At 56.1% G+C, this 13282-nt stretch carries 11 protein-coding genes and 1 pseudogene; 9 read left to right on the top strand and 3 right to left on the bottom strand.

The annotated features are described in order from the left end of the window. Positions 1 to 851 precede the first annotated feature (851 nt). The 4 genes from R4P64_RS29440 to R4P64_RS34065 all read left to right on the top strand — a co-directional run bounded on the left by R4P64_RS29440 (position 852) and on the right by R4P64_RS34065 (position 3614). Positions 852 to 1568 carry a ParA family protein gene (locus R4P64_RS29440; protein WP_172937878.1) on the top strand — a complete coding sequence of 239 codons (717 nt, stop codon included), beginning with the start codon at positions 852 to 854 and terminating at the stop codon, positions 1566 to 1568. Beyond that, positions 1568 to 2500: a ParB/RepB/Spo0J family partition protein gene (locus tag R4P64_RS29445; RefSeq protein ID WP_317823708.1), complete on the top strand. Its 933-nt coding sequence runs from the start codon at positions 1568 to 1570 to the stop codon at positions 2498 to 2500. Before R4P64_RS29440 ends, R4P64_RS29445 begins: the two co-directional genes overlap by 1 nt. A 78-nt stretch (positions 2501 to 2578) precedes the next feature. Beyond that, positions 2579 to 2953, top strand: a complete 375-nt coding sequence (locus R4P64_RS29450; RefSeq protein ID WP_317823709.1) for a hypothetical protein — start codon at positions 2579 to 2581, stop codon at positions 2951 to 2953. Further along, the gene (locus R4P64_RS34065; RefSeq protein WP_411742721.1) at positions 2889 to 3614 is read left to right on the top strand and encodes an RNA-guided endonuclease InsQ/TnpB family protein; all 726 of its coding nucleotides are present in this window, start codon (positions 2889 to 2891) and stop codon (positions 3612 to 3614) included. The genes R4P64_RS29450 and R4P64_RS34065 overlap by 65 nt, the downstream gene beginning before the upstream one ends. A 44-nt stretch (positions 3615 to 3658) precedes the next feature. Here R4P64_RS34065 and R4P64_RS29455 read toward each other — a convergent pair. Next, positions 3659 to 4215: pseudogene (locus R4P64_RS29455) on the bottom strand (CoA transferase); the annotation flags it as partial. Between the two features lie 266 nt (positions 4216 to 4481). Between R4P64_RS29455 and R4P64_RS29460 the strand changes: the two are divergent. The 3 genes from R4P64_RS29460 (at position 4482) to R4P64_RS29470 (ending at position 7981) form a co-directional block, all read left to right on the top strand. Beyond that, positions 4482 to 4688 (top strand): hypothetical protein, encoded by a 207-nt coding sequence (locus R4P64_RS29460; protein WP_317823710.1) that lies wholly within the window; start codon positions 4482 to 4484, stop codon positions 4686 to 4688. Positions 4689 to 5740: 1052 nt separating this feature from the next. Then, positions 5741 to 7147, top strand: coding sequence for a cytosine permease (locus R4P64_RS29465; RefSeq protein WP_317823711.1), 1407 nt, complete (start codon positions 5741 to 5743; stop codon positions 7145 to 7147). Positions 7148 to 7150: 3 nt separating this feature from the next. Continuing rightward, complete coding sequence (locus R4P64_RS29470) at positions 7151 to 7981, top strand: nitrilase-related carbon-nitrogen hydrolase (protein WP_317823713.1); 831 nt, start codon at positions 7151 to 7153, stop codon at positions 7979 to 7981. A gap of 111 nt (positions 7982 to 8092) precedes the next feature. Here the strand turns inward: R4P64_RS29470 and R4P64_RS29475 are convergent, their stop codons facing one another. Beyond that, on the bottom strand, positions 8093 to 8902 hold the full coding sequence (locus R4P64_RS29475; protein ID WP_317823714.1) for a type IV pilus biogenesis protein PilI: 810 nt from the start codon (positions 8900 to 8902) through the stop codon (positions 8093 to 8095). A gap of 761 nt (positions 8903 to 9663) precedes the next feature. Next, positions 9664 to 10314 (bottom strand): TetR/AcrR family transcriptional regulator, encoded by a 651-nt coding sequence (locus R4P64_RS29480; protein ID WP_317823715.1) that lies wholly within the window; start codon positions 10312 to 10314, stop codon positions 9664 to 9666. 224 nt (positions 10315 to 10538) lie between these two features. On the opposite strand from R4P64_RS29480, the gene R4P64_RS29485 reads away from it, so the two are divergent. Then, positions 10539 to 11501: an alpha/beta hydrolase gene (locus R4P64_RS29485; RefSeq protein WP_317823806.1), complete on the top strand. Its 963-nt coding sequence runs from the start codon at positions 10539 to 10541 to the stop codon at positions 11499 to 11501. A gap of 99 nt (positions 11502 to 11600) precedes the next feature. After that, positions 11601 to 13265 carry an NAD(P)/FAD-dependent oxidoreductase gene (locus R4P64_RS29490; RefSeq protein ID WP_317823716.1) on the top strand — a complete coding sequence of 555 codons (1665 nt, stop codon included), beginning with the start codon at positions 11601 to 11603 and terminating at the stop codon, positions 13263 to 13265. Positions 13266 to 13282: the final 17 nt, after the last annotated feature.

Below are 13282 nucleotides of genomic sequence, written 5' to 3' on the forward strand. Positions count from 1 at the left end.
CACAGCCGTTTACCGCGGTAAACCAGGGTGTCGAGCAATTCGCCGGATGCACCGGAGTGGGGGAGTTTACCGCGGTAGACCGCAGAGTCGGTGCTAGGAAAAGCGCTGATTATAGGAGATCGTCCTACCCCGAGAAATGGGATCGCTGAACCCCGTTCCCTTGCTCTCGAATGTGTGCAAACCTGAACCGCACGCGGTTGGAAATTGCAGATGTAGATCGTGGTGCATTTTGTAGCGCGATACCAGATATAGGAATGAAGGTCCAGCTGCCAGAATGAGTATTGAAGTTTCTCGGCATGGCCAATAGGTGAGCGTATCGTCACAGTGACGTAATGTCCCCTGGTTGAATGGTCGCCAATGAATGAGGGCGGGTGTGGCGAACTTAGGCTGAGCGTTTCGAAGCTGGAAGGCGTAGTCGAATGCGTGAATTACCTTGCGGCAGGGCACTTTTCGATAAGAAATTGGATTGATAGATCAATCCCCATAGTTACTGCGCCGGTGAGCAATCAGGCTTGTTCTCCACTGTGAGATTGCGGCAACCAGTCTGCCATAATTGGTGTTGGCCCATGCGGATTGTTTCCGCGTTCGATTGCGCCGGTAGTGCAGAACTGTTGACCGGTAAGTCCGTTGGCCTCCGCGTGTGTTGGCAGTAAGTGGATCGTGCGAGCGCGTTCGACATCTGTTGCCTCGAAGCCCCTTGCGGCTTATGGTGATTGCCGCATGTCGATTTACGGATTTACGAGTGGACCCCGTAGAGTGAACTTGACACGCCCGCTGCTTCGAAGTGGTTGCGGCGGCGAAAGTCCGAAGTAGCTCCCTACTAAGGGGAGCGAAGCATACGGAGGTTTTATATGGCTGTGCACGTGGTTTTGAATCAGAAGGGTGGAGTGGGAAAATCCACCCTGACAATGAATCTCGCGGCGGTGAAGGCTCACGCGCTCACCGGTGATGCGGATGTCGAATCGCCTGTGGCGGCGATCTCGGTTGATCCTCAGGGATCGGCAGTGTGGTGGGCCGATCGTGTCGAAGGTTCCGGCAACGAACTTCCCTTCAAAATCGCTCAGGCACACGACAATCCAAAAATTCTGAGTCAGCTCCACAACCTCCCCGGTATCAGTCACGTCTACGTTGACACACCGGGATGGATCGATTTCTCCAGCAACGGCGACGGTGCGGACTCGTTGGGTGCCGGCGCGTCCGGCGACGCCCTGCGCGCAGTTCTCTCAATTGCTGATCTGGTCATCGTACCGATCGAACCCGAGCCGCTGTGCTTCGACCCGACGGCACGCACGATCAAGAAGGTTATCGAACCGCTCGGTAAGAAGTTCGTTGTCGTCATCAATAACTGGGACCCGCGAGACGGCAAGGTTGATCTGGAGCAGACTCGCGCGTTCGTCAATGCTCACGGTTGGCCGCTCGCCCGAACAGTGGTGCGCCACTACAAGGTCCACACACGTGCGGCTGCAGACGGCCGTGTGGTGACCGAATACGACGCTAATCGCGTTTCTCTGCAGGCCCGCGAAGATTTTTACAAACTGAGCCTCGAGTTGGAAGCTGGTGGACACTGATGGCGCGCAGGGGCGGCAGGATCGACTTGGCGTCGCTGGCCGGTTCCGTCGGAGACAACTCTTCCGTCGATAGTAAGCCTGTAACGCCCGCGAAGAACACACCTGCAGACATTCCTTCCGATGTCAGCACGTATATCGATGGTCAGCTCCTCGCGAATGTTCCTTTAGGGGACTTGATCGGCAACCCACGAAACCCGCGGCGCCGGATCGGTGACCTGTCAGATCTGTCGACGATTGCCGAACGGCAGCTCCAACCAGGCGTCGCCATCACCAGGGCGACGTGGCTGAAAATCTTTCCTGCTGACGAAAAGCTCATCGGTGCAGCACGTTACATCGTCGTCAACGGTAACCGGCGTCTTGCGGCGTCGAAAGAATTCGGCCGCACAGGCATGGATGTCGTTGTCCGCGACAGTATCGCAACGAGCTCGGAATCGATTCTCGAAGCCGCGATCATCGAGAATATTGGCCGCAGCGATTTCGATGTCCTGGAAGAAGCAGAGGCAGTCCAAGCGCTCGTTGCCGAGTGCGGCAGTGCCGATGCCGCAGCCCAGCGACTCGGTCGTTCCAAAGGTTGGGTATCTCAGCGGCGCGCGTTGCTCAAGCTTTCTCCTGAACTTCAGGAGAAGCTTCGTGGGGGAGAGATCGCCATCAGGTTGGCACGTTCCCTTGCGCAGGTCCCGCTCGAAGGTCAGGTCAAGGCCTGGCGCGCCGCGCAGGAGCGGGCCGAAAAACAGTCTGCTGAAGAGGGATCGAAGGAAACGGATCCGCCCACCGAGACTTCAAGCAGTAGCACAATTGTTACGGCCAAGGCTGTCCGTTCACTGCGTTCGTTGCGTAAGGTCGGTGTGAATCCGGAAGTGCTAGCGAAAGCCTTGCGCGAGATTTACACCGACGAGGAACAGCGGTCACTGCGCGACGCACTCGGGCAATAACAGCACTGATTGGAGCAGCGTTCGTGGCGGACCCGGTCTCGCCGGCATTTCCGGCAGAAAATTTCGGTCGCGTCGCAGATGCGGGACCCGCCGGAAGCCAGAGCTGAATTCGATTGGCTCCGAGCCGCTTCCACGGTCGTGCAACAAGGTGCGCTGAGGGATCTGGATCGGGCGTTCACCAACTTCTTCGCTAGGCGTAGCGGGTACCCGAAGTTCAAGAACCGTTCCGGCGCGTGGCAGGGTTTCGTCGTACGGGATCTGGTGGTGCGGCGTGTCAACCGGCGCTGGGGCGAGATTCTGGTGCCGAAGGCCGGGTGGGTACGGTTCCGGATTCCTCGGGCCTGGGCCGATATCTGCGCGGATTGCGTTCACGAATGGGCGGTGGACGGTGAGTTTGACGACTCCACCGCCGCCTCGCCGCCAACCGTGCACCACTCGGGTGGTGGGGATTGACCGGGGAGTGGCGAATTCGATCGCCACGAGCGAGGGTCGTATGCTTCATACTCCCGGTTTCCGTGCGGGCGAACAGGTTCGGTTCGTGGCCTTGCAGCGACGCCTGTCCCGTCAGCAGAAGGGGTCGGCGAACCGGCACCGCACGAAAGCGAAGTTGGGGTGGTTGCGGCTATCTGATCGGCGGGGCGACTGGATCGAGAAAACCACCACCGACATCGCGGACACCTACGCAGCCGCGGCGGTGGAGAATCTACCGATCCGGAACATGACTCGGCGAGCGACACCGAAACCGGACCCCGACAATCCGGGAGCTTTCCCGCCCAACGGTGGGCGGGCGAAGTCCGGTCTGAACCGGGCGATCCTCGCCTCGTGTTGGGGGAAGTTCGCGCACTGTCTGGATCAGAAGATTTCGGTCATCGCGATGTCGGCCGCTTACACGTCGCAGGAATGCTCGAATTGCGGTCACAGCTGCCCGGAGAATCACGATAGCCAAGCGTTTTTCCGGTGCCAGGGGTGCGGATTCGAACGTCATGCAGACACCAATGCTGGATCAACATTCGTGATCGTGGGTTTCATCTCGAACATCAACCCGAGGGCATTTCGGGGGATCGGGTGCATCAGTCACTCAAAACGTGCCGCACCAACCGTCTCGGTAGCGTGAGCTATCAGAGGAATCCATGTCTGTGAGGGCGTGGAGGATGTCAATTACTGTTGTGTCGTTTCGGCGTAGGTCTTCGCGTCTTCGTCGAGTCGGGGAGGTGCGGTTCGGTAGGTCGCGGGCGTGGCACTGAGCCGAATCGGATTCGCGATCTGCCACACCGGTGCATCTCTACGGGGATCGTCGATGGCGACCTTGGGCTCGAGACCTAAGCTCTCCGCCAGCGCTACGGCTCCGGCTATGTCGTGAGTGGATCGCACGGCACCCGCTGTGTGGTAAGTGCTTTGAACCACGCATCGGCCGAGTCTTTAGACAACGCGCCTCTCAACTCGGTCGCGAGGTCGTCGCGGTGCGCGACGCGTGCTGCGTTGGTTGCATACCGTTCATCGGTGGCAAGGTCCGCAATTCCCAGTACCTCGACCAACGACAAGAACTGACGGTCGTTACCGACCGCCAACACCAGTAAGGGGTCGGCGGTGTCGAATACCTCGTAGGGCGCGATACTCGGATGTCGGTTGCCCTTCGCCTGAGGAACGACTCCGGCGGTGACGTATCCGGAGGACTGATTCGCAATGGCAGAGAGCAGTGACGAAAGAAGATTGACCTAGGAAGGCCTGACGATATGACGCACCGCACCGACGATCCCATCGTCCAGGGTTCTAGCCGACTGGAAACGCACTCGACGGATGCGCACCGCACCTCTGTGTCCCTGCACTTCGACGGCATCCGATCAGAATAAGGAAACGACGGAATGAACTCCGCGAATTCCGCTGACGCCGAACGTCATGCCACCTGCACAATTCGGGTCCCGACGATCGTGTCACTGCCTGCGGGCAGCATGAGCGCCCCGAGAACACGTGCGGGAGATCAGTGCTGGACGCGTTCACCGTGCTGCCGGGCGACGAGGGATCGCCTGTCGTCATCCATGTTCCGCATTCCTCGCGCCTGATCCCACCGGAGGCCCGCGCCGACCTGATGCTCGGCGACGAGGAACAGAGCGTCTGGCAGGCAATTTGGCTGAAGCGACAGGTGCCACCCGGCAACGTATCGGCGCTTGTGCTCGATTCGGGCTTTTGACAAGGTGTGCGACCTCGGGATGTTCGGAATCAAAGACTTTGGAGCGATTCCTTTCGCTCAGGTTTCGGGAGCGATACGTAGACCGCGGACTCTGATTGGCATAGTTCGGCGATCACGTAAAGCGGATCCCGATACTGATAGGAGACGTGGACGAGCGCTGTGAGACTGAACAGTTCAGGATGTGCGACGGCAACGACAGTCACTATGTCGAGGACAGCAAGGCTTATACGCGCGCAGAAGCTTTCGCCCGTGGCGGCGCCGGTCGACAGCGGGCGAGTTCCTGATATCTTGCGCGGCCGTTCGTTGCAAAGCGGCAATGAGCTTCGAGTCCAGGTCAGCAGTCGTCATCGGGCCCACCGTTCCCTAACAATTTTCGAGATCTTTCTGTAGTGACTTGAATACAGATTGATTGAATTCTTACTATCTTGGGCGCAGAATACGCGCATTTGAATGAATTTTCGAACAGAAAGTCAGCAGTTCCCGCGATCAGAAGATCAGATGTGTTGATTCAGAACAGGTCTGGGCGTACGTTTCGTGCATGCCGCGCGGTGAGCCTCACCACGATTCGAGGGTCGGTGATCCACGAGGACTCGACTACGTCTTCCAGAGTTGGGGGCGATGAGTTCATCGAGGGACGTCTATGCGCCAAGATATTCAGATTTCCGAAGCCGTCCTTCGGGCTTTGCGGCCTGCGTCGAAAGTGGTACCGAGTGGTTTGTTACCAGATGTCCGGCACGCTCTTCGGAGGATTGTCACCGACTGCGTCGACTCGCATGTGTGAAGGCGGCGGAAGTGTGGCTGCCCGTCGTGAGCTCCTCATCGGCGCTGTCAGTATCGTGCGCTTCCTCAGCGGCCCGCCGTGTGACGAGGTAGTTGATGCTTGGTCAATCGGCGGGGTTGGTGTTCGAGCTATATGACAGTGCGCATCGATGTCAACCATTGGTTGTTGCCCCGAATAAGTTGTGAAAGAATCGAATTGAGGAAAGATGTCACACGTTTCATCGGCGTCGGGGCCTAGCCCGACAACTGCAGGGCAGTCTCCGCGAGCGCGCGTGGAGCAGCATTCCATCGACTACGTTCATCGGTCCGAACGGCGAGGGAAAGTTTGGCACCAGGGACCCTTCTGGTTTGCGGGGAACTTTGTGCTTCCGACCATGGTGGTGGGATTCACCGGACCTGCGATGGGCTTATCCATCGGTTGGAGCGTCCTTTCCGTGGTCCTCGGAGCGGCATTCGGAACATTCTTCATGGCGTTCCACGCGAATCAGGGACCTCGAATGGGGCTCCCGCAGATGATTCAGTCACGTGCTCAATTCGGCAGCCGGGGGGTAGTCCTTCCCTTCGTTGCAACTGTTTTCGTCTACCTGGGCTTCATCGTTTTCGACGTGATCGTCGGTACTCAGGGCCTGCAACTTGTCCTGCCAGGTGGCAAATGGTTCTGGTATCCGGTCCTGATCGCGGTGTCGATCGTCATCGCGGTCGTCGGGCATGATCTCTTGCACTTCGTTCAGCGGTGGCTGACATACGCCTTGGTCGTCGTATTCGCGATCATTACCGTACTTGCGTTGACCACGCTGCCAGGCTCGTCAGAATACGCTGAGATGGCCCATACGGCCGGTTGGAACTGGACGGCATTCCTCGTCCAGTTCTCGCTTGCCGCCGGCTACAACATCAGCTATGCCGTGTACGTTTCGGACTATTCACGCTATCTGCCAGAGGACGCTTCAGCCCCGAAATTGATCTCCTGGACATATGCTGGAGCAGCTCTCTCCGCGACTTGGCTCATGTCACTTGGTGCGATCTTGGGAACGTACATCGAAGGCGCAGATGCTATCGGTGCCGTTCGTGAAGTAGGAGATCGCCTATTTCCTGGATTCGGTACGATCGCCGTCCTCATTTCTTGTGTCGCTCTGATAACAGTTATGGGAGTGAATGCCTACGGAGCGATGCTGACGACAATATCCGGAGTCGATGGATTCAAGAGTATCAAACCGACAGTACGTCTGCGGATAATTGGTCTGTCATTCGTTGGACTCGTCGCGGTCGCGATCGCTCTCGCGATTCCAGATAACTATCTATCGAGCTTCAATAGCTTTGTCCTTCTAATGCTGTATTTCTTGATTCCGTGGACTGCAGTAAATCTTGCGGATTTCTACTTTGTGCGTCACGGAAAGTATGCGATTACCGAAATTTTCAATCCTGATGGTATTTATGGGCGGTGGTCGTGGCGCGGAATTGTCGCGTATATAGCTGGTTTCGTTGTGATGATTCCATTCTTCTCGACATCTTTCTATACAGGCCCAATTGCCCAAGCTCTGGGCGGAGCCGACGTATCCTTCGCCCTGGGTCTTCTAGTGTCGGGTGGACTCTACTGGGTGCTGGCCAGGAACATCGATCATGTAGCGGAAGCGAAAGCCCGAGTGCGCTCGCAACTCGAGCTCGAAGGCACTCCGGAGTAGATCATGAATACTATCCACGCTGCAGTAAAAATTGCTTGCTGTCAATTACCTATCGAGATCGGAGATAGGGAATTGAATTTGAAGACCATTCGAAATGTGGTGACTGAGGCGGCGCGAGAAGGAGCAAAGATTGTTGTATTGCCCGAGTTGGCTAATACTGGATACTGCTTCGAGTCGTCAGACGAGCTCCGGAATCTGGCTGAACCGGTAAATGGTAAAACGATTCCGGAATGGCTAGAATTGTCTCGCGATCTCGATATAACCTTGATCGGCGGATTCGCCGAACTCGGTAGAGGTGATCTCATCTACAACAGCGCTGTGCTTGTTGAGTCGGGAAAGTTTCGGGCGGTTTATCGAAAATCTCATCTATGGGACTCGGAAAAGAAGTATTTTACGGCAGGTGATGCTCGACCGCCTGTAATTGAGACTGAACATGGACGTATCGGTGTCATGATTTGTTATGATATCGAGTTTCCCGAATGGGTGCGTATCCCTTCCTTGAAAGGTGCAGATATTATTTGCGCTCCGGTTAATTGGCCAGTTTTTCCTGTTCCACTTGGAGAGCGTCCGATAGAAATAGTGAAAGCGCAGGCCACCTGCGCCGCAAATTCGGTTTTTCTAGCCGTGTGTGACCGAGCAAAGTCCGAGCGCGGGCAAGAGTGGATAGGGGGAAGTGTCATCATTGATCGGACTGGCTATCCACTCACGAGTTCGGTTCAGGGTACGCACTCCACAATTTATGCAACGGTTGATTTGACTGCGGCTCGACGAAAGTCGATTTCGGAGCGTAATGATGTTTTCGGCGACCGTAGGATAGATCTGTACGACAGATAAGCCTCGGAAACTGGGTCGGCATCTACGGAAGAATCCGCACCACTCGACTTCGTTTGTCGGGTGGTGCGGATCTGGCAGTTAAACCTTTTATGTTCCGAGATTTTCAAAGGGCTAGGGTGTAGCCGTCCGTATCCATCCGTTGGTGGGTGCGTATCTGCCGAGCTGAGGAAATAATGGTTCGGCGTGTCGGATTGAAGATTCGTGAATTCCTATGGATGCCGGCAGAAGCGCCTTGCCGATTCGATCGGGGATTGTTGAGATTGCGATCTGCCACGGAAACCGTGGTGAGAATCTTCCAAATGAGTACTCGGATTGCAGTTTGGCGGTACGTTCCCGCAGATCCAGTGAGGAATTCATCTGATCCACAAGGTGCCCGCCCGATTGCACAGACGTGGATCGATCCGCTGCAAAGAAAAAATAATCGCCACTCACCAGTAGACAGGCTTGCCGATCGTGGTCATCGGCGGATTTGAACCAGTATGCGTGGGAGGCTCCGACCGATCCCGGCAAGCGTTCCCAAATCTCCAAGAAACGGTTGTTGACATCTACTTCGATCAGTCTTTCATTTTTTGTGAAACGCATGATGCCGATATCTGGATCTTCTTTTAATGGTTGGTAGTCAAATGCAATGTTCCATTGACAAATGTCATCTTTGACTGATGTGACTCCAGCGAATCCTCGTTGGTTCAGCAAGGGGGAGATCTCTTCGCCGCTGTACCTATTGAGAGATTTTTGTTCGAGGTTGATCACCGGTATACGAATATCGGCAAATATTCTGCGTGTCTGCATCCAGTAGACGTGCGTAGTGGCATCGATCATGCCAGAATCACGTTTGATCAAACGTCGACGCCAAACGCCTTGGTAACGATCAGGGACGAAATTTTCGGTTTGCAAATGATCGGAATGAGTAATTAGATGCATCGTTGAATTGTTGCAAAACGCGTTTCGTAAATCTAGTTGATTTTAAGATGGATTCGTCACAGTGAAATCCGCTGATCTTCTCGATTGGGGCTTCCTGCAAACGGGAGCCTTGACTGTTGAACAGTATGATGTGGGTATCGTAATAGTCCTGCTTCATGCATGGAGCAAGGGCAACGTGTTTGTCTGGAACTAATTGCATAGGACACGGCTTCCGGAAGCAGCTGAAGTTAAGATTGTTGATAATTGGACTGTCGGGCGCGCATGGAGCATTCGCCGGATCGACGGTCATCTGCAGAACTTGGCGGAGTCCGCCACCGCAGCGATGTTGTCGTTGCCGGCAATTCTCTTAACATTCCGCCAATGACTGCTCGTAGATCTTTTGGGCGATCGGACACATTGTCGAGGGTTGTCGCCCACGTGTGCTGGATTGCAGTGATCCGGGAAGGCCGACTACTTGCCGAACATGCATGGCGACGTTCGCGGGATTGACCGTCACCGATCCGTTGTATGTGAAATCCGGCGACACTGTTGTGCGGACAGTTCAGTGTCCGACATGTGACGCGGAGGGGATGATGAGGGATTCCTCTGCACGCCCAGCCGAAGCATCTAGAGTTTGCGGCGGTCACTGGGTTGATGTCATCGTCAAGGCTGAAGGTGACCGAAGCTCGCGAGGATGAATCTCTACCCCGCCTACGGGGTAGAGATTGCTGCAACCGCTATGAAACCACTATTAACCTCGTACCGCTGGCGCGGTGCGGAATCTATGAGGTTTGGAAGTCCGCACTGCTGGCGTCAGGAGAGGTGGCTGCCGATACGACCGCGACCCACGTGGTCGCCAGAACGCTGGTGACATGGCTGCGATCGAAGCTGCCGCCACGCAGAAAGATCTCAAAGTATTGACCCATTGGTGCCAGTAGAACGCTCGCATAGATCAGTGCTTCGTCGCGGCTCGCGGACGGTAGATGGTCGATCAACTCTTCGGCGAGTGGTCCTACTGGTAGTGCACCTCGTGGGTACACCTTTTCGTGAATGCTGGGTTCGAATATTGCCGCGTCATACAGCGGACGTACCAGGTCAGCGATCTCCTCCCACTTGTTCATCGACGATTCGATCCATCGATAGACCGCCTCATATGTAGGGCGACGCGCGAGTTCGCCGAGGTCGCGGTATGAACCCTCAAAGTGCTTGGCTGCCTGAGCGAGTAGTTCTGGGAGTACATCGGCCTTTGAGGTGAAGTGGAGGTAGAACGTAGTTCGCGTAATGCCGGCCCGTTCGGCGATCTGTTCGATACGTGAGTGCGCATATCCGCGTTCGGTGAAAACTTCGATGGCCGAGTCGATGATGCGGCCGCGAGTCAGTTGTCGGTGTGCTTCTCTTATCGATCCGCGCGGCGCGTTTTTTACGTTTGCCATCGGAGCCCACCCTGCGCATCTGTCATGACATCGACCTTAGCCCGGCCAAGAGGCGAACGGGTGACTGGCCACGCGCTAACAGTTTTCGGGACGGCGAAGATCTTCTACGAAAATTTTCAATTTCACACGACAGTGTGTTGTGAAGATGTACCGTTCGTCAGATCGACGGTTTTCCGTGACACGTATTCGGTGGTACAACCAAAGTGAAGGGTCTGTATTTCGTGATGTATAGCTATGACCGAGAACTCGCTCCCATGGTCGACCTGATTCCGATCCTCGACATTTCCGACATCTCTGAAGCGCGTTCTGGGATGGCGCAGATGCGAGGTCAGATGCCCCCGTTCGAGTTGCCCCCCGCCCTCGAAGAGGTCATCGAGGTGATCCCGGCAGGCGATTCGCGCCCGAACATCGCGCTACATATCGTCAGGCAAAAAAACTCTGATACCCGGACGCCGGTACTGCTGTGGTTTCACGGGGGCGGCTTCGTGATCGGCGACGCGGCAGGTGATCTGGCGCAGTCTTCGCGATTCACCGAAACCGCCGGGGTGACAACGATTTCGGTAGATTACCGGCTTGCGCCTGAGCACCCTTACCCCGCAGCTGTGGACGATGCGTACGCAGCTTTGTGCTGGGTTGCCAGCAACGCAGACTTGCTGCGGGTGGATGCCTCGAGAATAGCTGTGGGCGGACAGAGCGCAGGCGCGTGTATTGCCGCTGCGCTTACTCAGAAGGTCCGCGATTGCGGCGGTCCGATCATCGCCTATCAGATTCTTGACATCCCCGTTGTCGATGACTCCCTTACTACCAAATCAATGCAAGAGTTCACCGACACCCCACTATGGAACCTACGCAACGCTGAATTGAGCTGGAAGGCTTATCTAGGTGACGCGCACGGCAGCGAGACGTCACCGTACGCAGCCCCGGCCCGCGCTGAGGACCTCTCAGGGTTGCCGCCGGCGTACATATCCGCCTGCGAGTTCGATCCACTACGTGATGAGGGTATCTCGTACGCCCACCGCTTGATTCAGTCGGGAGTTCCTACCGAGTTACACGTCTACCCTGGTACATTCCATGGGTCAGCGGGAGCAATCGCAGATGCCGCCATTTCCCGGCGTATGACAACCGACCTCACCGCCGCCGTCGGGCGCGCATTTGATTCAGTGAAGTCGCCGACGACCCTGAACTGACAGATGTAATTGTCTACGGTAGTGGCGATCTCGCCGTTCACGTGGATCCCCGGGCGGTCGAAGCTGACCGCAAATTCACTCAACTTCTCTGGAGTAGCCATGTCTAAAACACCCACTCCTTCCCCGGTCGACTGCGATGCGCTGGTCATCGGTGCAGGTTTCGCGGGTCTCTACGCGATCCACAAATTGCGGGAGTCGAACTTTTCCGTTACGGCCATTGAATCCGGCGGCGATGTCGGTGGCACGTGGTACTGGAACCGTTATCCGGGGGCCCGGTGTGATGTCGAAAGTATCTCGTACTCATACACATTCGATCCCGAACTCGTCGAAAACTGGAGATGGAGTGAGCGCTTCGCGTCTCAGCCGGAAATCTTGGAATACGCACGATGGGTTGCCGACGAACTAGATCTGCGACGCTCGATAACTTTTAACACCCGAGTTGACAAGGCCGAATACGATGAGACATCGTCGACGTGGCTCGTGCATACCAGCGACGGGCTCCAGACACGGGCGCGGTTCTTGATTAGCGCCGTAGGATGTCTATCTGCGGAATCGATCCCGCAATTCCCTGGCCTGCAAACATACTCTGGCGAGGTCTACCACACCGGCAGATGGCCTCATCATGACGTCAACCTCACTGGGAAACGTGTGGCGGTCATCGGTACGGGATCATCGGGCATACAGGCAATCCCCGAGATCGCCAAGCAAGCAGCGCATTTGACGGTCTTTCAACGTACTCCTAACTATTCGTTGCCTGCCCGCAACCGGCCGCTCTACGCCGACGAGCATGCCGACGCAGTCAAAAATCTCGGCAAGAGGCGCGATCGAGCCCGAAGTTGCCCGACGGGAATCGGAATCGGCTTCGGACTCAACGAGGCACTCTCCTTGAACGATATGGACCGCCGAGACACCTTTGACCGCTACTGGCACACCGGCGGAAATCTATTCGTCACTGCGTTCAGTGATCTGGCAACCAACCTCACTGCCAACCACGAAGCGGCCGAATATGTGCGTGAAAAGATCGCCACGATTGTAGACGATCCTAAGACGGCGCAGATCCTGACTCCGGTCGATTATCCGATAGGTGCCAAACGGATTTGTGTGGACACCGACTATTACTCGACATTCAACTCCCCTCACGTTGACCTTGTCGATCTCCGTGAGGACCCGCTCGAGACGATCACTGATGTCGGTATCAAAACCGAACACAACGAGTTCGATTTCGATGTCATCGTTTTCGCAACTGGGTACGACGGCATGACCGGCCCTCTCACCAGGATGGACCTCAGGGGGCGCGGCGGGCTAGCACTCGCAGACAAGTGGTCCAACGGTCCGACTAACTACCTGGGGGTGGCACTAGCCGAGTTTCCCAACATGTTCACTATCACCGGGCCAGGTAGCCCTTCGGTTCTCGCCAATGTCATTGCGTCCATTGAGCAGCATGTCGAGTGGATAGTCGAATGTATGGTTTACATGCGGCGCAACAGCTTTCACGAGATCGAGACGTCTGCGCGATCGGAGCAATCTTGGGTCGAGCATGTCAATGCGATCGCTGAACGGACACTGTACGTCCATGCGAAGTCGTGGTATCTCGGTGACAACATCGAGGGCAAAACCAGAGTATTCATGCCTTACGCCGGGGGGCTGAACAACTACCGCGAGAAATGTGCCGAAATTGCCACCGCAAATTACGAGGGATTCTCATTCGCGGGCGACAAGAAATCTGCACGATCGACAACTGCCACCACACTGGCATCGAGCTGAACAGGATGCGAACCAAG

Origin of the sequence: Rhodococcus sp. IEGM 1366, assembly GCF_033142425.1 — a bacterium.
Classification (GTDB): domain Bacteria; phylum Actinomycetota; class Actinomycetes; order Mycobacteriales; family Mycobacteriaceae; genus Rhodococcus_F; species Rhodococcus_F globerula.